Here is a 23,672-nt window from a genome sequence, read left to right as displayed (position 1 = left end):
CTTTTCTAATCCTGGGACCAGTCAATGGCCTTGCGCGCCAGGGCAAAGAACTGGTCTTTTTCCGACCTGCTGAGGCCCGGCAGAACATCGTTTTGCAGTGCGACGACGATGGGCAGCGTCACCCGAAACATCGTCGCGCCTTTGTCCGTGGGAAAGACCGTCTTGGAGACGCCGTAGCTGACATAGCCCGTTGTCGCCAGGTCATCGATCACCGGAACGATGGTGTTTTCATCATAGACGATCGCAGTCGCCACCTGCGCGTGGTTCATCCCCGGGGCCGAAATGATCGCGTCCATCGTCGCAAATTTGATCGGAGTCAGATCATATCCAGCCGCCTGCATCTGGCGAATGAACACCTGCGTAGAAATCTGTTGTAGCCGCCGAATCATATGCCCCGGCATCCCGCGTGCTTTCATGGTTTGCTCGCGCCTCCTCGGGGGTATGTGTAATCCTTATTTGATAACAAGAGGTTTCCGTGAATTGTATGTGTACATATTTTTATTGACCCAAACTAATATGTGTAGTTATTATATCGACAACTTAGTCAATCGTGTCGGCGGCTGCCGGGAAGGAGGAGACATGCAATTTTATGTAGACGGATTTCGGGGCGGGAACCCGGACATCAAAAACGCAGCCCCTGGGCGCCGGGATCGTCGTGAAAACGCACCCATGCCGGAAAAGGTGGACGTGCTGATCGCGGGCACCGGTCCCGCTGGTCTTTGTCTGGCCGCGCAACTGGCTCAGTTCCCGGAAATCGAAACCATGATCGTCGAGGCCAGCCCCTCCAACATCGTCAAGGGCAAGGCAGACGGCATCAACACCCGCACCATGGAGATGTTCCAGGCGTTCGGATTTGCCGACAAGGTCAAGCGGGAAACCTACTGGGTGAACCAGACCAATTTCTGGATGCCGGACCCCGAAAAACCCGAACATATCAAGCGTGTAGGCCGCGTTCAGGACGTGCCTGAGGGCAGCTCGGAAATGCCGCATATCCTGATCAACCAGGCGCGGATGCACCAGCTGTTTCTCGAGGTGATGGAGAACTCTCCTTCGCGTCTGGAGCCAGATTATAACTGGGCCGTCAAGGATCTGGAGATCGACACCACCACCGATGATTATCCTGTTACCGTGACGCTGGAAGACACCGGCGTGAACTGGGGTGAAACCATCAAGGTCCGTGCGAACTATGTGGTGGGTTGTGACGGCGCCCGGTCCAAAGTGCGCAAGGCCATCGGTGGCGAGCTGCACGGCGACGCGGCCCACCAAGCCTGGGGCGTGATGGACATTCTGGCCAACACCGATTTTCCGGATGTGCGTCAGAAATGTCTGATCACCTCGGCCAACGAAGGCAACGTACTGATCCTGCCGCGCGAGGGCGGCTATCTGTTCCGCATGTATGTCGAGCTGGATAAGCTGAACGAAGACGAACGTGTGGCGCAGCGCAACATCACTCAGGACCAGATGATCGCCGCGGCCAACCGGATCATGGCGCCCTACACGATTGACGTGAAAGAGGTCGTCTGGTGGTCGATCTATGAAATCGGGCACCGTATGACCGACCGTTTCGACGACGTTCCCGCAGGTGAAACCGCCACCCGGATGCCGCGCGTCTTTACCGCTGGTGATGCGTGCCACACGCACAGCCCAAAGGCGGGTCAGGGCATGAACGTGTCGATGCAGGATACGTTTAACCTGGGCTGGAAACTGGCGCATGTGTTCCAGGGTCGTGCGGATGCCAGCCTGCTGCATTCCTACTCGGCCGAGCGCTGGGCCGAGGCCAAGCGCCTGGTGGATACCGACCACGAATGGGCGCGCGTGATGTCCGCCCCTCCGGGTGAATCCGAGCTGGACGATGGCGAACTGCCCCGCTTTGCCAAGCACTTCATCCAGAATCTGGAATTTACCGGCGGTCTGGCCGTGAAATACAACGAATCCGCGCTGGTAGCCGCGCCGAAACATCAGGATCTGGCCACTGGCGAAGAGATCGGGCGCCGGTTCCATTCGGCCCCTGTTGTGCGCCTGTCGGATGCCAAGCAGCTGCAACTGGGCCACGTGGCCGAGGCCGACGGCCGCTGGCGCATCTACGCCTTTGCGGGCGAAGGGGACAGCTCGGATGCTGGCTCGGCGATCCACAAGCTGGCCGACTGGCTGGCAACCGATGCGAACTCGCCTGTGCTGAAGTACACCAAAGAGCACGAAGACATTGACGCCGTAATCGACCTGCGCGCCGTGTTCCAGCAGACCTTCGATCAGCTGGCCTACGAAGACATGCCCGCGCTGCTGAAACCCTTTAAGGGCAAGCTGGGCCTGATGGACTATGAAAAGGTGTTCTGCGTCGATCACAAAGACGAAGGCGATATCTTTGACATGCGCGGCATCGACCGGGCCAAGGGCTGTATGATCGTTGTGCGCCCCGACCAGTACATCGCCAATGTGCTGCCGCTGGATGGCTATGACGAACTGGCCGAATTCTTTGGCGGGTTCATGCTGGAGGCCTGATCCAGTCAAATCCTATGGCGGGCGTCCCGGTTGGGGCGCCCGTTTGCGTTTCAGATCAGCTGCGTCATCCATTCGTTGAACGCATGGGCCAGTGGTCGGTCGGACAGTTGTGACAGGAAATACCCCTCTTTCCCGGGGATCGAGGTCGGATCGGCCAGAACAACGGCCCCGGAATTCAGCGCCTTGCGCGCGACCAATCGGTTCAGCAAGGCCACGCCGACCCCATCCATCGCCAGCTTCAGCGCGATGCCATAGGAATCCACGGTGATGGCCGAGGTTAAGCCCTTTACACCCACCAGATCGCCCCAGTTTTTCCAGCCGACCGAGGTGCCAACCGTTTGGATCAGAGGCAGTTGATCGATGCGCCCGCGCAGCCCCGGCGCGCGCACGGGCACCAGGGCATTGGGCAGCGCAATGGCCCCGGCGCCAACCTGCTTGGCCGATCCAAACCGCAATTCGATATCCGCCTTGGGGGCGTTGTATTCGTCTGGCCAGATGGTCGCCTGGAAGCCAATTTTCGCATTGGGATAAAAGGCTTGGAACTCGGGCAGATGGGGCGAGATCACCCATTCGATCAGGCTGACCGAGGCCGCGATTGTCAGCGTGTTTTCCGAAGGCGGGGCCAGATGCGTATCGGTCGCCGCGACCAGCATAGCCAGCGCGGCCTCGACCTCGGGCAGCAATTTGCGCCCCGCATCCGTCAGGGCCAGACCCCGCGGCAGGCGTTGAAACAGCTGAACGCGCAGCCGTGTTTCCAGCGCCTTGATCTGCTGGCTGACGGCCGATTGCGTCATGCCGATCTCGTCCCCCGCGGCGGTAAAACTCAGCGCGCGGGCGGCAGCCTCGAAGGAACGGAACCAGGTCAGCGGGGGGAGGGATGTTTTCATGGCCAAGTGATCCATTAGGAATACTTATGCCTATGGCTCAACTTGTTTCATTTGTCAATTTCGCGCCCCGCCGTCAGTCTGCCCCCAGCGAACAGGAGACAGACATGACGCCCGAAATTCGGAAGATCGTAACCTATGACGAAGAGGTCCTGATCGAGGGCTTTCGCGCGGCCCCCAAGCCGTGGCGCATGTTCGCCGTGGCCGCAGTAGTGAAAAACCCCTGGGCCGGGCGCTATGTCGAGGATTTGAAACCGGAAATTCAGGCCTATGGTCCGGTTCTGGGGCAGATGATGACCGACCGGATGATCGCGTTGGCCGGTGGGGGCGATCAGATCGAGGCCTATGGCAAAGCCGCTGTCGTCGGGCTGGACGGCGAGGTCGAGCATGCCTCGGGGTTGATCCACACCCTGCGCTTTGGGAATTTCTATCGCGAGGCCGTGGGGGCGAAATCCTATCTGGCCTTCACCAACACGCGCGGCCCGGCGAATGCGCCGATCATGGTGCCGCTGATGGACAAGAACGACGCCGGGCGGCGCTCGCACTACCTGACCATTCAATTCGCCATCCCGGACGCGCCGCGCGCCGACGAGGTGGTGGTGGTGTTGGGGGCCGCGACCTCGGGGCGGCCGCATCACCGAATTGGCGATCGCTATCAGGATTTGAAGGACCTGGGTCATGACCTGGACAACCCGGCAGCGGTCTAAGCTCGGCCCATTGGCGGCGATCACGGCGGGCGAGGGGCCTTTGGTCCTGCTGCTGCACGGCGTGGGATTGCGCGCCGAAGCCTGGGCACCGCAGATCGAAGCGCTGGCCCGGGCGGGTTTCAGCGTGATCGCGCCCGACATGTTGGGCCATGGGGGCAGCGCCGCGCCAAAGGGCAAGGCCTTGTCAGACTACGTGGCACCCCTGTCCGAGATTTTGGACCGCCCAACCGTTGTGATCGGCCATTCGATGGGCGCGATGCTGGCGCTGGAGCTTGCGTCCTCTCGGCCCGAGACGATCCGGGGCGTGGTGGCCATGAACGCGATTTTCCGCCGTTCAGACAGCGCCAAGCGCGCCGTTCAGGCCCGAGCGGACGCCTTGGATGGCCAGACTGTCCCTGATCCCAGTGAAACCCTGACCCGTTGGTTTGGCCAAGCGGACAGCCCGGCGCGTGCGGCCTGCCGTCGCTGGCTGAGCTTGGTCGACCCGCAGGGCTATAAATCGGCCTATTCGGTTTTTGCCCACAGCGATGGCCCCTCGGATCAGGCACTGGCCAACATCGCCTGCCCGGCCTTGTTCCTCACCGGCGCGGACGAGCCCAACTCGACCCCCGAAATGTCCCAAACCATGGCCGCGCGTGTGAAAAATGGCCGGGCCGAGGTGATTGACGGCGCCGCGCACATGGTGCCCATGACACACTCTGATACAGTGAACGCCCAACTGGTGCGTTTTGCAAAGGAGTGCCTGACTTGACCTCTTTCGATCCCCGCGCGTTGCGTGACGCGTTTGGCAGTTTCATGACCGGAGTCACGGTGGTGACAACCCGCGATGCCCAAGGCGCGCCGGTGGGCTTTACGGCGAACTCGTTTGCCTCGGTGTCGCTGGACCCGCCGATGGTGCTGGTCTGCCCGGGCAAGTTTCTGTCGTCCTACGAGGCCTTCACCGGCTCTAGCCATTTCGCCATCAGCGTTCTGGCCGAAGGACAGCGGGACGTGTCCAACATCTTTGCGGGCTCCAAAGAGGACAGGTTCGCTCAGGTGCCCCATTCGCTGGATCTGAATGACGTGCCGGTGATCGACGGTGCGCTGGCCCGGTTCTCGTGCAAAACACATCAGGTGATCCCAGCGGGCGATCACAGCATCCTGATGGGCGAGGTGCAGGATTTCACCCAGTCCGAGGGTCTGGGTCTGGGCTATGTGGCCGGGCGCTATTTCAGCCTGGGGCTTGAACACAGCTCGGCGCAATCCGTGCAGCAGCCCGTCACCTGCGGGGCGATCATCGAATGCGATGGCGGAGTGCTGCTGGAACGCACAGAGAAGGGATACCGCCCGCTTCAGGTCAGCGTGGCCGAGGCTGGAAACCTGCGCAATTCCATTTCCGCCAGCTTGGCCGCACAAGGGGTCGAGGCCGAGCTGAACCAGGTCTACTCGTCTTATACCGATGCCAATACCGGTGCCAAATTCACCTATTTCCTGGGCAGCGGGGCCACCACCCGCGATCTGCCGGGGGTCGAGCTGATCCCCACTGCTGATCTGCCCGGCATCACCTTCACCCGTCAATCAATCACCAACATGATGGCGCGCTTTGCCTACGAGGTCCGTACGCGGAACTTCTCGCTGTACCTCGGGGACACGAACAAGGGCGACATCCATCGGATAACCCAAAGGACCTGACCCATGGAGTTCTCGCTTTTTGCACATATGGAACGGCTGACGCCTGACCAGTCTCATCAGCAGCTATATGACGAGTTTGTGGGATTGTGCAAAACAGCGGACGAGGGCGGGTTTCGCGCCATCTGGACCGGGGAACATCACGGGATGGAGTTCACCATCGCGCCCAACCCGTTTCTGCCCTTGGTGGATCTGGCGCATCATACGAAAAACGTGCGGCTAGGCACTGGCACCGTTATTGCCCCCTTCTGGCATCCGATCCGATTGGCTGGCGAGGCCGCTGCGGCGGATCAGATCACCGGTGGGCGGATCGAACTGGGGATCGCGCGCGGGGCCTATAGTTTCGAATATGAACGGATGATGCCCGGCATGGACGCCTGGGAAGCCGGTCAACGCATGCGCGAGATCGCCCCGCTGGTCCCCAAAATCTGGAGCGGCGACTGCGCCCATCAGGGGGAATTCTACAGCTTTCCGTCGACCACGGCCGTGCCCTCGGTCCGCCAGGATGGGGGGCCTCCGATCTGGATCGCCGCGCGTGATCCTAACAGCCATGATTTCGGCGTGCACAGCGGCTTCAACATCCAGGTGACGCCCCTGTGGCAGGGCATGGACGAGGTCGAAACGCTGATGGGGCGGTTTAATGCGGCCTGCGACAGCTATTCCGGCCCGCGCCCCAAGATCATGATGCTGCACCACACCTATGTGGGTGCGGATGCCGATGATGTGGCCACTGCGGCGCGGTCCTTCCAGCGCTACTACAGCTATTTTTCGGCCTGGTTCCAGAACCAGCGGGCCATTCGCAAGGGTATGATCGACCCGCTGACCGAGGACGAGATCACCGCCAACCCGATGTTCCAGCCCGACACCCTGATGCGCGATCTGACCATCGGCACCGCCCAGCAGGTGATCGACAAGCTGAAACGCTATGAGGATCTGGGATATGATGAATTCTCGTTCTGGATCGACAGCGGTATGAGTTTCGAACGCAAGCGCGCCTCGCTGCTGCGCTTTATCGACGACGTGATGCCCGCATTTGCATGAGGCCCGACATGAGCACGCTTCCCCACTATCAACTCTATATTGACGGCACCTGGTGCGAGGGCGCGCAGGGGCAGGTCATGGCCTCGCAGAACCCCGCGACGGGGCAGGATTGGGCGACATTTGCCTGCGCGGCCCCTGCGGATGTAGATCGCGCGATCGCCGCCGCGCGCCGGGCGCTGGGCGATCCGGCCTGGCGCGATATCTCCGCCACGCAGCGCGGCAAACTGCTGTATCGCCTGGCCGATCTAATTGAACAAAACGCCCAGGCGCTGGGCCGCGTCGAAACCACTGACAGCGGCAAGCTGTTGGCCGAAACAGCGTCACAAACGGCCTATGTTGGCGACTACTACCGCTATTACGCTGGTCTGGCCGATAAAATCGAAGGCGCCGTTTTGCCCATCGATAAACCGGACATGCATGTGTTCACCCGACGCGAGCCGATTGGCGTGGTCGCCGCTATCGTGCCGTGGAATGCGCAGATGTTCCTGACAGCCACCAAGCTGGGCCCCGCGCTGGCGGCGGGCTGCACCGTGGTGCTGAAAGCCTCGGAAATCGCACCCGCCCCAATGCTTGAATTCGCCAAACTGTTCGAACAGGCGGGGTTCCCGCCCGGTGTGATCTCGGTTGTGACCGGAGACGCGGAAAATTGCGCGATCCCGCTGACGCGCCACCCGGATGTGGACCGGATCGCCTTTACCGGCGGGCCGGAAACCGCGCGTCATGTCATCCGCAACTCGGCTGAAAACTTTGCCGTGACAACGCTGGAGCTGGGCGGCAAGTCCCCGATCCTGGTGTTTGACGACGCCGATCTGGAAAGCGCCGCCAACGGGCTGATCGCGGGCAATTTCGGGGCCTCGGGGCAAAGCTGCGTTGCGGGGTCTCGGGGGCTGGTCCAGCGCGGCATTCTGCCTGCGCTGATCGAAAAAATCCGGGAAAAATCCAGCCAGATTGTTGTTGGCGATCCGCTGGCTCCAGACACTCATGTCGGGCCGCAGTGTACGGCAGCGCAGGTAAGCACAATCGCCCAGACTCTGGCCAAGGCTGGCCAGCAGGGGGCTGATATCCATTTTGGCGGGCAGCCGCTGGAGCGCGCGGGCAATTTCATGGCGCCCACGCTGGTTGAATGCAAATCGCCAGAGACCGAAACGCTGAAGGTTGAAATGTTCGGCCCGGTCATGTCGCTGCTGCCCTTCGAGACCGAGGACGAAGCGATCAAATTGGCCAATGATACGCCTTATGGGCTGGGGTCGGGCGTGTTTACACAGGATGTCGCGCGGGCGCATCGTGTCTCGGGCCGCCTGCGCGCTGGGATTTGCTGGGTGAACACATATCGTGCGATCTCGCCCATTGCGCCCTTCGGGGGCTTTAACGAGTCGGGATATGGGCGCGAGGCCGGGGCCGAGGCTGTGCTGGACTACACCCGCACGAAAACCACCTGGATCAATACCTCGGATCAGCCGATGGCCAACCCGTTCGTGATGCGCTGATCATTTCGCGTTGATTTAGGTGACCAGAACTTCGAGCGGGTATGGTGAAATGGTATCATAAGAGCCCATCAAGGAAGCGATGTGTCTTTCATGCTGTCTCTCCAAGTTGCTAGGGGGGCTGGCGAGAAACGCCAAATCGGGGCGCCGACACTTGAGGTGGCGATGGAGAGCTACCTGTCGCGCCCAAAATTGCGGTCGGAGGCGCACAAGCACACGTTGCGTCTCCAGTTCGAAAAGCATCTGAAGGACTGGCTAAAGCTGCCGCTCGCCCACCAGGGCCGGAAGCCATCGTCCCGATGGACCTGAGGCCGGTCATGCACGAACACTCAAACTGGACCACTCAAGTGGGGCTGATCACCGTCGAAGGGTATCGGTAACGGTTAGGTAGGGTTGGACGGGGGAAGGGAGGCTGCTAGAACGAAGTCCTGCACAGTCTGTACGTAGCTCTCTGCGGATACACCCATTTTGCGGTATTTCGTGCGTTTGACATACCAATCCTGCAAGAGCGGTTTGATAAGCGAGGGTAGGAATGGGGATATGTCGGAGCGCAGCAAATTCTGTGCCTGCGCGCGGCTGATAACGTCTGCGAACACCTGTTCCGTAAAATTGGAACTTTCGATTGCCATCTGTCGTTCTTTTTCGGGAAAACTCTTTGCTTCCATGAAACAGAAGACAAACCAAGAGTGCATTTCTTCGGTCAGGAGAATATGGGCCTCTATCAGCCATCTCAGATGGGTCAGCGGATCCTGTGTGACGTCTTCGGGTGGGTGGGTTAGTACATCTTGGACAGATGTCAGTACCTGCGACAGGATCATATTTAACAGCGTGGTTTTGCTGTCAAAATAGGCGTAAAGGCCACCCATCGAGATTTCGGCCTCCTTGGACAGTTCACGCAAGGACATGGCGTGGAACCCCTTGCGGTTCGAGATTTCCAATGCGGTCTCTATGATCACCACCAGTTTCTTGATCGCAACTTCTGGTTTGCGGATAGAAATGGTATCGCTATTGCGCTCCAGCATTGAGCGGCAAAGGGCTTCGGGTGAGTGATCAGACGCGACAAGCACGGGGGCCTCCTGTAGACTGCTGTAGAACCCCAACTTTGCAATAAGTGTTTGTCCTTTCAAACCCCCGAACGGCCAATTCTTAAATCGAGCGACCGTTCTAGATAGGGTCTTTCCTTGATTTTGCCTTAGCTAAACACTTTCCGTAGGCCCGCCTCGGGCATGGCGTGATCAAACTTTACGAGAAGCGGCGCTAAGATCGTTTCGACCTTGTCCTTCCCCAGAGATTTCATAAGTGCGACAGGCGGGTGCCCAAACCGCAGCGCCTTTGTCGCGCCAAGGTCAATCGCCTCGGGCGAGGCGACGCCTTCGGAAATAGCTTCAAGCACAGGGAAGAAAACCGATGCCAACAAGCGATCAGTTACGATCTCTTTTTGCTCGTTCAAAAGGGCTTCGGGGTTTTCTTCAATGTCCCAGATTCCATCAGCGACTCCGATTTTCTGAAGACCGGTCGCTGGCTCATAGAACGCGCCGAGGCCGGAAAGATTGGATACGGCACTTAGGTTAATGCGGGGCTTTACGATGTTCATGACCGTGAACGGTCCAATCGCCAGATCGAACACCTGATGCGCGATTTCGTCGATTTGGCCGGTGGTGGCCAGTCCTTCATCTACGATGCGAACGGCCTCATTCGTGTAAGGGCAGAAGAAGCGATTCACAGCGAAACCACTGGAATCATTGCAAGAAATTACGGTTTTTCCAGTGCTATTCAGAAAGTCTTTTGCAAGGTTCAACGCATTTTCAGAGGTTTGCGTACCGGCCACCAATTCTACTACTGGATTGTGTTCCGCCGGGCTGAAATAGTGCAAACCGAGGAAATTCTGAGGGTAGGGCAGAGCGTTGGCCATGTCCGAAACCCTTAGCGCGCTTGTGTTGGTTGCGACCAGTGTGTCTTTTTCAACGTGCATTGCAATGTCGCCAAGCAGCTTGCGCTTGACGTCTAAGTCTTCAAACACGGCTTCGATAATCAAATCAGCGCCGCAAACGTCTGTAAGGTCTGTAGATACAGAAAGAGCAGACAGAGCAGAATTGCGACCTTCAGGCATCAGCTGTTCCTTGACGACGAGACGATCAAAGAATTTTTGAGCACGGGCCTGAAGTCGTTGCAGGCTGGCGACCTGCGAGTTGATAACGCGCGTTTCCAGGCCAGCTGCAATGCATCCAATTGCAATGCCGCCGCCCATGGTACCAGCCCCGATGATTGCAACAGATCTGACCTGCCCCCCGAAATCTCCCGCACTTTAATGTAGAGTTTGCTCAACCTCTTGAAGGAGCAAACAAATGCGAAAGAGCCGTTTCACTGAAGCCCAGATCATTGGGATGATCAAAGAACAAGAAGCCGGGATTCCGACGGCGGAGGTGTGCCGCAAGCATGGCCTGAGCCAGGGCACGTTCTACAAATTCAAATCCAAGTATGGCGGCATGGAAGTGTCTGATGCGGCCAAGCTGAAGGCGATGGAGGACGAGAACGCCAAGCTTAAACGTCTGCTGGCCGATGCCATGCTGGACAACGTTGTGCTGAAGGATTTGCTGGGAAAGAGTTGACGACGCCGAATGAGCGGCGAGAGGCAGCGCTCAGGGCGATGCGGGATCATGACATCTCGCAACGCCGGGCCTGCCGACTTGTCGGTGTCGATCCGAAGACGGTCCGGCGTGAACGCCCGCCGGACAATCCTGAGATACGCAAGGAGATGAAGGCCGTCGCGGCCAAACGGCGTCGGTTTGGCTACCGCCGGATCGGCGTGATGCTGGAGCGCGAAGGATACGTGATGAACCACAAGAAGCTGTATCGGCTGTACACCGAGGAGAAGCTGGGCGTTCGGCGACGGCGTGGACGGAAACGGGCGCGTGGGTCTCGAACACCAATGCCAGAGGCTTTGAGGCCAGGCGAACGTTGGTCGATGGACTTCCTGTCGGACACGTTCGGGGCATCACGCCGGTTCCGCATCCTGGCCGTCAATGACGATTTCTGCCGTGAGAACCTGTGCCTGATGGCCGACACCAGCATCTCGGGTGCCCGGGTTGCGCGTGAGTTGGATGCGCTTGTGCGTATCTATGGCAAGCCTGCCAGCATTGTCAGCGATAACGGGACTGAGTTCACAAGCCGGGCAATCCTGAAATGGGCGAACGACAACGGCGTCGACTGGCACTACATTGATCCGGGCAAGCCACAGCAGAATGCCTTCATCGAGTCATTCAACGGCAGCTTGCGCGACGAATGTCTAAATGAAGAGATGTTCGAAAGTCTGGATGATGCGCGTCGAAAACTGGCGCTCTGGCGGTACGACTACAACAACGTCAGGCCGCACTCATCTCTCGGAAACAAAACGCCCGCAGAAGCGCGCCGAACGCTTGAGCAATTTGAGAGCTCCGCGTCCGGCGCGCTTGCCCAAATTGACGACCAAGACTATGAATACCAGACCCGCAAACTCTCGTTATGAATGAGGGAGCCTCGGGGGGCAGGTCACAAGCTTTGTTTTCATAATTAATCAGCCCCGCCTAAGTGATCCCGTTTGATTGTTAGTGCATGATTGGTCTTGTTTCCATCGGGATGATGGAAACTGGGGCTGGTGGTCGATAGTCCAATGCACTGTGGGGGCAATTTCTATGCCATGATCTTTCTCCTTTGTGGCAAAATACCAAGGCAAAGGAGCGGAACAATTCCGCGCCAGGTCCAGGGCACCAGAAGGCCGATGGTTGTGCCGGATGGTGAGAACCGGCGTTTGAGCCTGGATTTCGTCTCCTACGCCATCACCGACGGCCGCCGGTTCCGCATCCGTGCCGTGGTAGACGACCATACCTGTGAGAACCTGGTACTGATCGCCGGCACATCCCTGTCCGGCTTGCGGGTCACGCAGGACCTGGACCGGGCCATTTCCGAACGCGGGATGCCAGAAACAATCGTTTCCTACAACGGGGTCGACTGGCTCTATATCGCGCCGGGAAACCCAACCCAAAACGCATTCATCGAAAGCTTCAACGGCAAGCTGCGTGACGAATGTCTGAACGCAACGCTCTTCATTTCACTGGCAGAGGCCTGTGGAACGCTGGAAGCATGGCAGAAGGATTACAAATATCCAACACCACATTCGGCGTGGGGCAACCTGGCACCGATGGAATTTGCAGAGAAAATGAACATGGACAAACTGTCCGCGTATGGCCATCAAACCAAACCTAAGGACTCTCAGAAGGTTGAAGTTCATAACTTGACGACGAAAAACCGATGCAATAGTACCGGTGAACGTTGAGCGGGCGTTGTGTAATGGTAAGACCCTTGCCTTCCAAGCAAGAGATACGGGTTCGATTCCCGTCGCCCGCTCCAAAAATTTTTTTTCCGACACATTGCCTGCAAATAAGTTTGGTTCTTTTTGCTAACCAATTGTTAATTTTCATTAAATAGGGTTTTTCGCACTAGTCTTCCAAGCTAATGACGCGGGTTCGATTCCCGCCGCCCGCTCCAGAATATTATCTTCATGAAAAAACTGCGGGAATTCGGACCGTCTTCCTAGGTTTCGGTGCTGTCGCGCTTAGATCTCGCAACCGCGACATACGCACAGCTTGCCCGAGGTCCAAAGCTCGCTTAAACCGCCAGCGCAGGACAGGGAAAGGAAGACCATGGCGCGCGGAACCACTACTGTCACCGAGGATCGCGAGAAATCGAAACGCGTCGGCGCGTTGAGAGAGCTGTGGCCGTTTCTGAAACCGTATAAATTGATGGTGTTGCTGGCCGGTTTGGCGCTGGTGCTGACGGCTGGCGTGTCGCTGATCCTGCCGCTGGCAGTGCGCCGCGTGGTGGACAATTTCAACGGGGCGGACGCCGCGCTGTTGGATCTGTATTTTGGGGCGGCGCTGGCCATCGCAGCAGTGTTGGCGCTGGGTACGGGGCTGCGCTATGCGCTGGTGACCCGTCTGGGCGAACGTGTCGTTGCCGACATCCGCATGGCCGTGTTCGACCGGATCATCGGCATGTCCCCGGCCTATTTCGAAAAGATCATGACCGGCGAGGTGATTAGCCGGATCACCACGGACACGACCCTGATCCTCAGCGTGATCGGGTCGTCGATCTCTGTGGCTTTGCGCAATGTGCTGATCTTTGCGGGCGGCCTGGTGCTGATGCTGTTCACCTCGGCCAAGCTGACCGGGATGGTGCTGTTGATCGTGCCCTTGGTGATTGTGCCGATTTTGGTGCTGGGGCGGCGGTTGCGTGTGCTGAGCCGCGAAAACCAGGACTGGATCGCGGAATCTTCGGGCAATGCCTCCGAGGCGCTTTTGTCCGTCCAGACCGTGCAGGCCTTTACCAACGAGGGGGCCTCGCGCCGGGATTTCTCCGACGTAACCGAGCGCAGCTATGGCTCGGCCCGGCGTCGGATCACCACCCGCGCCGTGATGACGGTGATCGTGATTTTTCTGGTGTTCTCAGGCGTTGTCGGGGTGCTGTGGATCGGTGCCAATGACGTGCGCGCCGACCAGATGAGCGCAGGCGCTTTGATACAGTTCGTAATTTATTCGGTGATGGTGGCCGGGTCCGTGGGCGCCTTGTCGGAAATCTGGGGCGAGCTGCAACGCGCCGCCGGCGCCACAGAACGCCTGGTCGAGCTGTTGCGGGCGCAGGACAGCGTGGCCGATCCCGCTCAGCCGGTCGCGGTGCCCAGCCCGGTGACGGGGGCAATCACGTTTGATCAGGTCAATTTCCGCTATCCATCGCGCCCCGATGCCCCGGCCCTGGACAACGTTTCCTTGCAGATCAAGCCGGGGGAAACCGTGGCGCTGGTCGGTCCCTCTGGGGCGGGCAAGACGACGATCGTACAGACAATTCTGCGCTTTTATGATCCGCAATCCGGGCAGATTTTGCTGGATGGGACCCCTCTGTCGCAGATGTCGCGCGATGCGTTCCGCCAGCATATGGCGTTGGTGCCGCAGGACCCTGTGATCTTTGCCACCACGGCGCGCGAAAATATCCGGTTCGGCCGCCCCGGTGCCTCGGATGCCGAGGTGGAAGCCGCCGCCAAGGCTGCCGCCGCGCATGAGTTCATCGGCAAATTGCCCGAGGGCTATGACAGCGATGTGGGCGAGCGCGGGGTGATGTTGTCGGGCGGGCAGAAACAGCGGATCGCAATTGCCCGCGCGATTTTGCGCGATGCGCCGGTCTTGTTGTTGGACGAAGCAACCAGCGCGTTGGATGCCGAAAGCGAACGGGCGGTGCAGGCGGCCGTGGATGAGCTGTCGAAAACGCGCACGACCATCATCGTTGCGCACCGTTTGGCGACCGTGAAAAAGGCGGATCGGATCGTGGTGATGGATCAGGGGCAGATCGTGGCCATGGGCACACATGACGAATTGGTGGCCGAGGGCGGATTGTATGCGCGTCTGGCCAAGTTGCAATTCACCGATGGGGCTGTCTGAGCGTTATTCAGCGGAGCGCGCTGACGCGCGCGCTTGATGTCTCGTCGTCCGCCTGTGGCGGCCGCCTCGGCCTGCGGAGAGGTGACGCGGGACAGTTGCCGTTGCGGTAGTGACGCGGTTTGGCCGGTTTTCCCCTTTTGAAGCCTAGCGGGTTTCGCCAGATTTGTCGGGGAAGGCCGTCAGTTGTGGCGCGCTGCTAACAATGGGGACATATCATGGGACTGTTCAATTTCTGGAAAAAGTCGGGCAAGAAACTGGCGGAAGAGCCGACCGCCGAGGTGCTGAAGCAAGAGGTCGCAGACTTGGGCCTGGATGCCGAGGGTCTGGATTTCGAAGTGGATGGCGACAAGGTGAAAATCTCGGGTGCGGCGCTGACGCCTGAGCTGCGCGAGAAGGTGATCCTGGCCGTGGGCAATGTCGAGGGCGTGGCTGAGGTCGAGGACGAGGTCGCAGACGATGCCGTGTTCCATACGGTGGAAAAGGGCGACACCCTGTCGGCCATTGCCAAGAAAACCCTGGGCAGTGCCAATCGCTATAACGAGATTTTCGAGGCCAACAAGCCGATGCTGAGCCATCCGGACAAGATTTATCCGGGTCAGGTTCTGCGCATCCCGGTGGACGCGTCGGCCTGACGCTCCAGATATTCCAAGTGAAACCGGAGAAAAGGCGCCGATCGGTGCCTTTTTTTGCGTTTTGACGTTGCGCAATTGACCTTAGGGTCGTCTTGTAAGAAGGCCGAAACACTTACACATTGCGCGCGAGGAACACGAAGGTCCGCCTGTGCTGCGGGTCTCTTACGGGAGGAAAAAGATGAGCTTTGCATCCGTTCAGGACACGATCGCCATTGAAAACGAAATGCCGTGGGAGGCGCGCGACGTCCCCCAGACCTTGTACCAGATGCTGACGCGGACCAAGGAAAAGAACGGCAACGGCAAGGCGGTTTCGTTTCAACTGCTGTCCGGGCCGACGGATAAGGCTGAAACCCTGACCTGGGCCGAGCTGCACGCGCGCAGCTGTCAGGCGGCCAATATGTTCCGCGATCTGGGGATTGGCGAGCAGGACGTGGTGGCTTTTGTCCTTCCCAACTGTAACGAGACCATCCTGACCCTGCTGGGTGGCGCTATTGCGGGGATCGTGAACCCGATCAACCCGCTGCTGGAGCCCGAGCAGATCGGTGCCATTCTGCGCGAGACCAAGGCCAAGGTTGTGGTGACGCTGAAGGCCTTCCCCAAGACGGATGTGGCTCAGAAAACCGCCGAGGCTGTACGCCACGCGCCGGGTGTGCACACGGTTCTGGAGATTGATCTGAATCGCTATCTGACCCCGCCCAAAAGCTGGATCGTGCCGCTGGTGCGCCCCAAAAACCCGGGCGGGCACCATGCGGACGTGCTGGATTTCAATAAGACGCTGAAAAAGTACCCGCGCGAGCTGAGCTTTGCTGACAGCAAGGGCGACCGCGTGGCCGCCTATTTCCACACGGGTGGCACCACCGGCATGCCCAAGGTCGCGCAGCATCGCTATTCGGGGATCATCTATAACGGTTGGCTGGGCGGCACCTTGCTGTACACCCCCGAGGATAACGTGATCTGTCCGCTGCCGCTGTTCCACGTTTTCGCGGTGCATGTGATCCTGATGGCCGCGATCTATTCGGGCGCGCATGTGGTGTTCCCGACACCGGCCGGATATCGCGGCGACGGGGTGTTCGACAACTTCTGGAAGCTGGTCGAACGCTGGCAGGTTACCTTTATCATCACCGTGCCCACAGCGATCTCGGCCCTGATGCAGCGGCCGGTGGATGCGGATATTTCCTCGGTGAAGACGTCCTTCTCGGGGTCTGCGCCGCTGCCGCTGGAGCTGTTCAACCGGTTCGAAACGGCCTCGGATGTGACCATCGTCGAAGGCTATGGCCTGACCGAGGCCACCTGTCTGGTGTCGGTGAACCCGGTAGATGGGCAGAAAAAGGTCGGCTCGGTCGGCATTCGGTTCCCCTATTGTGACGTGCGCATCTACAAGAACGTGGATGGCGAGCCGGTGGAATGCGCGCCTGATGAGGTGGGCGAGATCTGCGTGTCCAACCCCGGTGTGAACGCGCCCGAAACCTATACCGAGGCGGATAAAAACAAGGATCTGTACTACTACGGCAAGTACCTGCGCACGGGTGATTTGGGTCGGATCGACGAAGACAACTACATCTGGATCACCGGGCGCGCCAAGGACCTGATCATCCGCGGTGGCCACAATATCGACCCCGCCGAGATCGAAGAGGCGCTGCTGGCCCATCAGGCCGTTGCCTTTGCCGGGGCGATCGGACAGCCCGATGTGCATTCGGGTGAAATTCCCTGCGCCTATGTCGAACTGGTCGAGGGGGCCTCGGTCACGCCCGAAGAGCTGCTGAAGCACTGCAAGGTCCATGTGCACGAGCGCGCCGCCCAACCCAAGTTTATCGAGGTTCTGGACGAGCTGCCCAAAACCGCCGTGGGCAAGGTCTTTAAGCCCGATCTGCGCAAGAAGGCGATCACGCGCATCTACAACAGCGCCCTGGACGAGGCCAAGCTGAACGCCAAGGTCATCGAAGTTGTCGACGACAAGAAACGTGGTTTGGTGGCCCGTGTCGAGCGCACAGGCGTGGTGCATGACGACGAGGTCGGGCATGTGCTGGGCGCCTATACCCGCCCGTGGGAATGGGCCGACTGACCCGACGTTGTTTTCTGGAATGGGGCCGCCTTTTGAGGCGGCCCTTTTTGTTTTGATTGAAACGGTTTAATCGATCTGGCCGGCTAGTCTTGGCCAAAGTCCGCCAGCGACACCGACAATGCTTCACCCGGTTGCAGGGTCACCTCCAGTGCGCGCCCATCCTCCAGCCTCAGCGCATATCGGCCCGGCGCCAGTGAGCGGCTGGAGCCAAAGGCGATTGTCTCGGGCGCGCTGCCCTGATCGAGTGGGATCAGCTGCGCGGATTTGGGCAACGGCTGGGCCACCGCCAGCGCCACCGCCTGAGACACGGCCTCGTCCAGGGCCTGGGGATCGTTGGCTGCGAAATAATTCCCGCCCATACGACCGGCCCACCGGCGAAAATCAGCGGCCAGAGCCGCATCATCAATGGCAAACCCTACAATATGCAGCGTCGCCTGAATTCCGTTTTCAGATAAGGCGTCCAAGGCCTGATCCACCGAGCCGTCGCAGGTTTCCTCGCCATCTGTCAGCAGAATGATGGTGCGCGCCGGACCCGCCTGGCTCAGGTCCTGTGCAGCGGCCGTCAGGCTGGCCGCGATGGGGGTTTTGGCCAGGTTGATCGCCTGAATCTGGTCAATCGCGGATTTCAGGGCAGGGCGATTCAACGGCGCCAGCGGGCTGAGTTGCCGCGTCAGGCACCCGTCCCTGGCCAACCCAAAGACCCGCAGGCTGACCTGGGCCTGTTCGGGGATCACCTGCTCGACCAGGCGATGCAACGAGTCCTTGGCAATCGCAATTCGGCGCGTGCCGTTCAGTCGCTTGAGCATGGACCCCGAGGCATCCAACACAAGCGACACGGCCGGGGCAAACTGATCGGCGTCCTGCTCTGGGGGCTGGGCCTGCCCCGACCCGCCGGCCTGATGGTCAACCAGGGTCAGACTGGCCGGTTTCGGGGGGGCGGGCAGATCGCGCCAGGACAGCTCATACACCTTGGGGCCCGTCAGCGCAGAGGCCGCGTTCATCAGTGCCTCGTGGATTTCGGCGCGGCTGAGAGTGCGCAGGAACCGCCCCTCAAATGCTGCGGCGAAATGCATGGGATAGGGGTCAACTTCGGCCGGGTTCGGGCAGAAGAAATTCCCATCATTGCAGGGCACCAGAACGGCCCAGGTGCGTGCCGGAACCGAGCCAATGGCAAAGGTCCAATCCCGATCGTCCCTTTGCGCCATGCCGGCGCCTGTCCCGTAATAGACGATGCCTTTGCCGCCGGGCCAGTGGCGCAAAACCTGTGCATCCGCCCGCAGCGCCTCGCCGAACTTGGTTGTGCCCAGGCCGCGTTCCTTGAGGTCCGAATCCACGCGCGACAATGCGAACATGATTTCGTCGCGCCCCTTCAAGAGCGCCTGACCGGACCGACCCGGAACTCCGATGGACAAGGCGTCCTGCCCGTCGCCCATCATGTTGGCCAGCTCTTGATATGCGCGCCGCCGCGTCGGTTCCGCCAGCTCTAACATGCTGGACATCTCGCGCCGCAGGATCAGCAGACGTCCCTCTTCGTGCACCTTCAGGAAATGGTCCCGGCGCGGATCCACCTGCGCCACATAGCTGATATGATCGCCCTCCACGGCGGCCGTCTGCGCCATCAGCCCGTCCAGCACCTGTTTCAAATCAGGGCGTTCCTGCACAAAGGCGCCAAGCGGCGTCAACGGGATTTCGGTGTGGTCAGCGTCATACAGGCGCAGGCCAACCTCGACGATCCGGGGGGCGCTCAGCGTAATAACGCGCAGCATGGTCCGGGCCGCGTCCGGTTGTGCGGCCAGGTGATACCAATCGGGCGCGTCCTCTTTGCGGGTCGCGGAACGAAGGGTCTGATTCGCCGGCAGCAGCTGCCCGGCGCCAAATGCGCCGCCTAAAGGCGCAGGCAATGCGTCGGACACAGGAGGTACGTTGCGCGCGATCCAGTCGTGATAGCTGCGCCGATCATCCTCGGGCCAGATCCCCAAAATCGAGCGATACGCGCTGCTGTGGGGTGTCTCGATCACCTGGATCTGTGCCGGGGCTGCCTGCCGATCCGGGGAATAGGGCAGATGCACGAACACATAGCGGGCGCGGGTGCCCGGTGGCAGAATCAGATCCGAGACCTGACCGGGTTCAGGGCGCATCATGCGTCCGACGAACTGGCCTCGTCCGGTCGGCCTGTTCCCGATCGCGATATCGACATAGGGAACCTCGTCGTCATAGGGCGTGGGGCGCAGCCAGGAAATCCGCTGCACCTGCGCGGCCCGGGCTTTGAAAAAGCCCAGAACCATGGACCCGACATAGTCCGGGGGTGTCTCTTCGGGTCCAAGCTCGGGCGGGAGGAGGGTCAGACGTTCAGAGCCGGTCTGGAGGGCCTCGACATTGGTTCCACCCGGCGTGTTGCTGCCAATCACCAAGCCACCCAGCGTCGGATCAGCCAGATTGACACCCTCGGGGGTCGGCGACCAATCGGGCTGTGCGATCACGGCGACTTCGCTGGCGTACAGACAGTGCCGCTGGTCCGCGCAATCGGGATTGGACAGCCGCAGATATTGGGCCGCCACGCCACTGGGAAAGGTCAGAAATTGCCGAGTGGGGGTGATTTCCAGATCGAACAAGCCGATATCCTGGAATACCTGTCCGTCCTGGGACTGTTCGATCCGCAATTTGCGCGGAATCCGGTCCAGAGGCATCGCCTGCGGACGCATCGTGTAGACAAACCCTGCCAAGGGCACCGGCGTCTGCCCGGCCAGATCCAGCGTGAGACTTTGGGCATGATCAATGAAGTGCGGCTGGACTCGCGGCGCGTTGCGGTCGATCAGGGGCAGGTGCTGCTGGTCTTCGGGCAACCGAGCGTCATTCACCGCCCAGACCCTTCCGCCAAGCGCGTGCCATGCCACATTCAGCCCACCGATCATCTGTTCAGGCACGGGCCAATACGGACGCGCCCCAACGGGCGCGCCGCGTTGCGTGGTCTTCAGCGGCACGCGCAGCTCTTGAAGCGCAAAACTTGGGCCCTCGGCTGTGAAGTGGATGGCTGCGTCCTCGTTTGCCCCAAGATAGGGCGGGGCAGACAGGGAAAAGGACAAAGCGCGGCTCTCGCCCGGGGCAAGGGTCAGATCAACCGGTCCGTCCCCGATTGTCCAGCTGCGCGCACTGACCTGCGGCATCAGGGTGGTATTTAGCGGGTGGTCATTTGGGTTCGTGACCGTCAGCCCAATTTCCTGCGCCTGCGACAGGTCCGCAAAGGCGGCGAAGGGGGCCACTGGGGTCGCCATGTTCAAAACCGGAGGCAGCGATGCGGGCGCATCGCGCAGCGGCAATAGCGGCAATTGGGTCAGATCATATAGATCGCAGGCCATTTCGCGAGCGTGTTGGGTGTCGGGATGGGCTCGTAGTTCAAGCCGGGGATGCATCGGGGGCGCGCCAAAGCGACGCTCGCGCAGCTCGTTGGCCGTGTCGGGCCCACAGTCAGCCGAGAAGAGACCAGCCCCGCCAAAATCGATCCGCAAAGGTTGCCACAACCGCCCGGGCAGCGCGGCGGTTTTCAGCCGGACCGGCAAATCCGTCGTTTCCCAGGGCACCTCTGCTGTCAGAGCCATTGTCGGGCCCTGTGGCGGAGTCCTATCGCCCGTGGCGGGCCACAAGGCACAGCTCAGGGACTGCCCTGGCGCGATTGATTGGGCCTCGATCCGGACAAAACCCGTGGTCATCGCGCCCTCAAAAACCCGCACGCCGTCAGCCTCCTGGGTGATCCGGGCGAATTGGCCCGCTTCGTCAAACAGGTGCAGGCGCCCGGTGTGCACATGCCCCTGCGCATCGCTGCAACGCGCGGCGATGGCCGTGACATCAGAGGCAAAGTCGATCCGCCGGATCAGCGTTTGTTCGGGGGCGGTGACATTGACCGTCAGGTTGACGGGCACGGGCAGACGATCCGCGGGATCAATCCCCGCCGCGCGATAGTGTGCTGTCACTCGGGGTGCGGTCGTTTGCAGCTGCTGGCGCAGGGTCTCGGGCGTTTTCCAACGGGGGGCACAGCGATAGAGATTAGGGCCGTCTGGCCTGGGACGGTGGCTGATCATAAAACGCGTGCCAGCCGTGCCCTGATGCGCCATCGACAGGCCTTCGGGGGGAACCCCTGCGCCGCGCAGCCGGGCCTGGGCTGGATCATCCTGCCCCACCAGAAGGCCGGTCTCTACATCAGCGTGTTCGGGCTGAAGGCAATGATAGAAAATCTCGCCCGGCTGTGCGGGCAGGTCGATCAGGAAACTATCCCTGGGATCCAACCCGCCAACATGCCCCGTCACCCAGTTGCCCGCCCGAAGCGAAATCGGGGTGCGCGCATTGGGTTCGGGCTCGGTAATCTGAGCGGCCTGAGGAGGCTGCAACGCGACCCGCCAGGCATCGCGGCTTTGGTCCGTGCCCAAATGGGTCAGCGCCAGGTGGTAGGCGCCGGGGTGCAAGAAGAAGGTCTGATCAGAACTGCTGCCTGGGGCGTAATTCCAATGGTCCAGCACCGGGACCCCGCCATAGTTCAACACGGCCCGCAGCTGGGAATCATCCGGCGCCGAGATTTGAATCCGGACATGTTGAGGGGCGTCCAGCTCGAACCGGATCCCGTCGGTTTCGCCCTTGGTGTTGAAAATTCCGCGCACTGACTGGCCAAGTTTCAGGTGCATCGCTTCAAAGGCTCGGGCGTTGGGTTCTTCCTCGAAATCGGTCGGGGCGGCGCCGGTTTCCAGCAATTCCAACCGATAGGATTCGGCCCCCCGCAGACGGACGAAATAGGTGCCCGCAGGCAAGCGCAGACCCGAAAGCTGGGTCAGGCGGCCCTCTCGGTTGGCGGGGGTGTGCAGAACCTGTTCACCATTTCCCAACAGCAGGCTGAGCTCGGGGCCTCCTGCCGCCTGAAGCGTATACAGCTGCTCTAAATCCGTGATGGTAAAGCGAAAATGATCTTCGTCCCCAGCCGGGACGCTCCCGGATATCGCCTGTCCCAGCGGCAGCAAAGAGGCCCGCGCGATCAGGTCATTGGGTTCGGATTCTTCGTTTGAACGCGGAGGTTTGCGCATTTTGGTGCGCAGCGTATAGGGCGCAACTTGATCGCGCACAGCGATGGCCACGGCATATTGTCCAACGGGCAGCACCAGATCGGACAGCTCGGATTTTCCGGTTCCTGTGCGGCGCGCCAAAACCTGGCCGTCAGGGCTCAGCAATGACAGCTCTCCGGTCAGGTCCCCGAAATCGGCCGAGATCAGCAAACCCGCCCCAGCGCGGGTTTCGGTAACCTCGAGCGCCCATAAATCAGGCGAGGATCTGGTGCCGATCCCGCTGACCCGGTGACGCTTCTTGCCCGCGGGCCAGTTCAGCGGCTGGGCGGTTTCGAAGGTGTCGTTTGGCTCTTTTTCATCGCTGTCCACCGGGGCATGGTCCAGCCGCATCGCGAAGGTGGGCCAGGGATCTGCGCCAAATCCTTCATCGCGCTGGTACACAACTTCGACCCGTTCCAGGGCTGCCTCGATATTAGGCGCGCGCGTGGTAGCCGGGGTCCCTGTCAGGGGCAGGGTGATCCGTGCCGTGGGATAGTGATAGATGACCTCGCCCGCATAATTTTGCGGCAGCGCAACGCTGAGGCGCGCCTGTTGCAGGTCCTCGCCAGTGCCCAGAGCCGCAATCGGTGCCTCCAGCGTGACCCGCGGGCCCGCAGGGGGGCGCACCCATTCCCCGGGTCGCACAGGCCCGTCTGGTTTCGCACCCAGCTCGGGTGTTGGGACAAAGGCCAGCTGCGTTGGCTCTGACACCGCGATTTCCAGATGCGTTGCCCCAGTGGGCAAGGCGATATGGCCGGGTTGCGTCGCATCCAACGAAACGGCGCTGAGGGACTCGATCTTGCGGATCCGTCCGGCCTCGTCTGTCGGCAATTGCACTGCCGCCACGCGCCCGCGCAGGGTCGGGGCGCCGTTGAGGATCGTAAATGTCCAAGAGCGCGCCTGCGTGCCCGGACCCAATGGCACAAACAAGACGCCGTCCGTGTCGTAGCGCTGGGCGGCATCGGCCTGGGCGGGCAGCATCAGCGGCGCCCCGATCGTCAGCTTCAGATCTTCGACAACCGTCTGGGCCTGCTTGGTGCCCCCTAGCGTCGCCGAGCCAAGTGTGCCTTCGACATCAATCAGCTGCGCCCCGGCCGGAGTCGCAAAGACAAGGGCGGCGACAAAAGCGATCAGACGGCCCATG

General features: G+C 60.5%; 15 protein-coding genes, 1 tRNA gene and 1 pseudogene. 12 read left to right on the top strand and 5 right to left on the bottom strand.

The features are described from left to right. Window positions 1-5: 5 nt before the first annotated feature. On the bottom strand, window positions 6-416 hold the full coding sequence (locus tag ACXADQ_RS20690) for a MarR family winged helix-turn-helix transcriptional regulator (RefSeq protein WP_475326010.1): 411 nt from the start codon (window positions 414-416) through the stop codon (window positions 6-8). A 163-nt stretch (window positions 417-579) separates the two neighbouring features. On the opposite strand from ACXADQ_RS20690, the gene ACXADQ_RS20685 reads away from it, so the two are divergent. Next, window positions 580-2,499: an FAD-dependent monooxygenase gene (locus ACXADQ_RS20685; protein ID WP_475326007.1), complete on the top strand. Its 1,920-nt coding sequence runs from the start codon at window positions 580-582 to the stop codon at window positions 2,497-2,499. Window positions 2,500-2,549: 50 nt separating this feature from the next. On the opposite strand, the gene ACXADQ_RS20680 is transcribed toward ACXADQ_RS20685, so the two are convergent. Further along, window positions 2,550-3,386 (bottom strand): LysR family transcriptional regulator, encoded by an 837-nt coding sequence (locus tag ACXADQ_RS20680; protein ID WP_475326005.1) that lies wholly within the window; start codon window positions 3,384-3,386, stop codon window positions 2,550-2,552. A 104-nt stretch (window positions 3,387-3,490) separates the two neighbouring features. Between ACXADQ_RS20680 and ACXADQ_RS20675 the strand changes: the two genes are divergently transcribed. Genes ACXADQ_RS20675 through ACXADQ_RS20655 form a run of 5 tightly spaced genes read left to right on the top strand, consistent with a single transcriptional unit; the run spans window position 3,491 to window position 8,286 of the window. Further along, window positions 3,491-4,090 (top strand): amino acid synthesis family protein, encoded by a 600-nt coding sequence (locus ACXADQ_RS20675; RefSeq protein ID WP_475326003.1) that lies wholly within the window; start codon window positions 3,491-3,493, stop codon window positions 4,088-4,090. Further along, window positions 4,062-4,841, top strand: a complete 780-nt coding sequence (locus ACXADQ_RS20670; RefSeq protein WP_475326001.1) for an alpha/beta fold hydrolase — start codon at window positions 4,062-4,064, stop codon at window positions 4,839-4,841. The genes ACXADQ_RS20675 and ACXADQ_RS20670 overlap by 29 nt, the downstream gene beginning before the upstream one ends. Next, complete coding sequence (locus tag ACXADQ_RS20665) at window positions 4,838-5,761, top strand: flavin reductase family protein (RefSeq protein ID WP_475325997.1); 924 nt, start codon at window positions 4,838-4,840, stop codon at window positions 5,759-5,761. Before ACXADQ_RS20670 ends, ACXADQ_RS20665 begins: the two co-directional genes overlap by 4 nt. A gap of 3 nt (window positions 5,762-5,764) precedes the next feature. Further along, window positions 5,765-6,799, top strand: a complete 1,035-nt coding sequence (locus ACXADQ_RS20660; RefSeq protein WP_475325994.1) for an LLM class flavin-dependent oxidoreductase — start codon at window positions 5,765-5,767, stop codon at window positions 6,797-6,799. Window positions 6,800-6,807: 8 nt separating this feature from the next. Beyond that, complete coding sequence (locus ACXADQ_RS20655; protein WP_475325992.1) at window positions 6,808-8,286, top strand: aldehyde dehydrogenase; 1,479 nt, start codon at window positions 6,808-6,810, stop codon at window positions 8,284-8,286. A 380-nt stretch (window positions 8,287-8,666) separates the two neighbouring features. Here the strand turns inward: ACXADQ_RS20655 and ACXADQ_RS20650 are convergent, their stop codons facing one another. Both ACXADQ_RS20650 and ACXADQ_RS20645 read right to left on the bottom strand, forming a co-directional pair. Continuing rightward, the gene (locus ACXADQ_RS20650; RefSeq protein WP_475325989.1) at window positions 8,667-9,350 is read right to left on the bottom strand and encodes a TetR/AcrR family transcriptional regulator; all 684 of its coding nucleotides are present in this window, start codon (window positions 9,348-9,350) and stop codon (window positions 8,667-8,669) included. Window positions 9,351-9,475: 125 nt separating this feature from the next. Continuing rightward, on the bottom strand, window positions 9,476-10,546 hold the full coding sequence (locus tag ACXADQ_RS20645; protein ID WP_475326115.1) for a 3-hydroxyacyl-CoA dehydrogenase family protein: 1,071 nt from the start codon (window positions 10,544-10,546) through the stop codon (window positions 9,476-9,478). 82 nt (window positions 10,547-10,628) lie between these two features. Between ACXADQ_RS20645 and ACXADQ_RS20640 the strand changes: the two genes are divergently transcribed. From ACXADQ_RS20640 to ACXADQ_RS20615, 6 genes and pseudogenes are all read left to right on the top strand, one after another. Further along, a protein-coding gene (locus tag ACXADQ_RS20640) for an IS3 family transposase (protein WP_475325986.1) occupies window positions 10,629-11,788 on the top strand; the annotation gives its coding sequence in 2 pieces (ribosomal slippage) (window positions 10,629-10,878 and window positions 10,878-11,788; 1,161 coding nt in all). Between the two features lie 201 nt (window positions 11,789-11,989). Beyond that, window positions 11,990-12,484: pseudogene (locus ACXADQ_RS20635) on the top strand (integrase core domain-containing protein); the annotation flags it as partial. A 111-nt stretch (window positions 12,485-12,595) separates the two neighbouring features. After that, window positions 12,596-12,669: transfer RNA gene (locus ACXADQ_RS20630), tRNA-Gly, on the top strand. Between the two features lie 293 nt (window positions 12,670-12,962). After that, window positions 12,963-14,750 carry an ABC transporter transmembrane domain-containing protein gene (locus ACXADQ_RS20625; RefSeq protein WP_475325984.1) on the top strand — a complete coding sequence of 596 codons (1,788 nt, stop codon included), beginning with the start codon at window positions 12,963-12,965 and terminating at the stop codon, window positions 14,748-14,750. Window positions 14,751-14,965: 215 nt separating this feature from the next. Further along, complete coding sequence (gene lysM, locus ACXADQ_RS20620) at window positions 14,966-15,382, top strand: peptidoglycan-binding protein LysM (RefSeq protein ID WP_475325981.1); 417 nt, start codon at window positions 14,966-14,968, stop codon at window positions 15,380-15,382. A gap of 178 nt (window positions 15,383-15,560) precedes the next feature. After that, window positions 15,561-17,444: an acyl-CoA synthetase gene (locus tag ACXADQ_RS20615; protein WP_475325979.1), complete on the top strand. Its 1,884-nt coding sequence runs from the start codon at window positions 15,561-15,563 to the stop codon at window positions 17,442-17,444. An 83-nt stretch (window positions 17,445-17,527) separates the two neighbouring features. Here ACXADQ_RS20615 and ACXADQ_RS20610 read toward each other — a convergent pair whose 3' ends face one another. Beyond that, a complete protein-coding gene (locus tag ACXADQ_RS20610; protein ID WP_475325977.1) occupies window positions 17,528-23,671 on the bottom strand; it encodes a vWA domain-containing protein in 6,144 nt (2,047 codons plus the stop codon). Window position 23,672: the final 1 nt, after the last annotated feature.

This window comes from Thalassovita sp. ABM4_323 (genome assembly GCF_056158665.1).
Note: the sequence above shows the minus strand (reverse complement) of the source record. Positions and strands in the feature narration are given on the sequence as shown.

Bases quoted from the DNA above. Each gene is read 5' to 3' on its own strand.
- ACXADQ_RS20670 (WP_475326001.1), top strand. From the start codon at position 4,062: ATGACCTGGACAACCCGGCAGCGGTCTAAGCTCGGCCCATTGGCGGCG.
- ACXADQ_RS20660 (WP_475325994.1), top strand. From the start codon at position 5,765: ATGGAGTTCTCGCTTTTTGCACATATGGAACGGCTGACGCCTGACCAG.
- lysM (WP_475325981.1), top strand. From the start codon at position 14,966: ATGGGACTGTTCAATTTCTGGAAAAAGTCGGGCAAGAAACTGGCGGAA.
- ACXADQ_RS20690 (WP_475326010.1), bottom strand. From the start codon at position 416: ATGAAAGCACGCGGGATGCCGGGGCATATGATTCGGCGGCTACAACAG.
- ACXADQ_RS20675 (WP_475326003.1), top strand. From the start codon at position 3,491: ATGACGCCCGAAATTCGGAAGATCGTAACCTATGACGAAGAGGTCCTG.
- ACXADQ_RS20625 (WP_475325984.1), top strand. From the start codon at position 12,963: ATGGCGCGCGGAACCACTACTGTCACCGAGGATCGCGAGAAATCGAAA.
- ACXADQ_RS20615 (WP_475325979.1), top strand. From the start codon at position 15,561: ATGAGCTTTGCATCCGTTCAGGACACGATCGCCATTGAAAACGAAATG.
- ACXADQ_RS20610 (WP_475325977.1), bottom strand. From the start codon at position 23,671: ATGGGCCGTCTGATCGCTTTTGTCGCCGCCCTTGTCTTTGCGACTCCG.
- ACXADQ_RS20680 (WP_475326005.1), bottom strand. From the start codon at position 3,386: ATGAAAACATCCCTCCCCCCGCTGACCTGGTTCCGTTCCTTCGAGGCT.
- ACXADQ_RS20655 (WP_475325992.1), top strand. From the start codon at position 6,808: ATGAGCACGCTTCCCCACTATCAACTCTATATTGACGGCACCTGGTGC.
- ACXADQ_RS20685 (WP_475326007.1), top strand. From the start codon at position 580: ATGCAATTTTATGTAGACGGATTTCGGGGCGGGAACCCGGACATCAAA.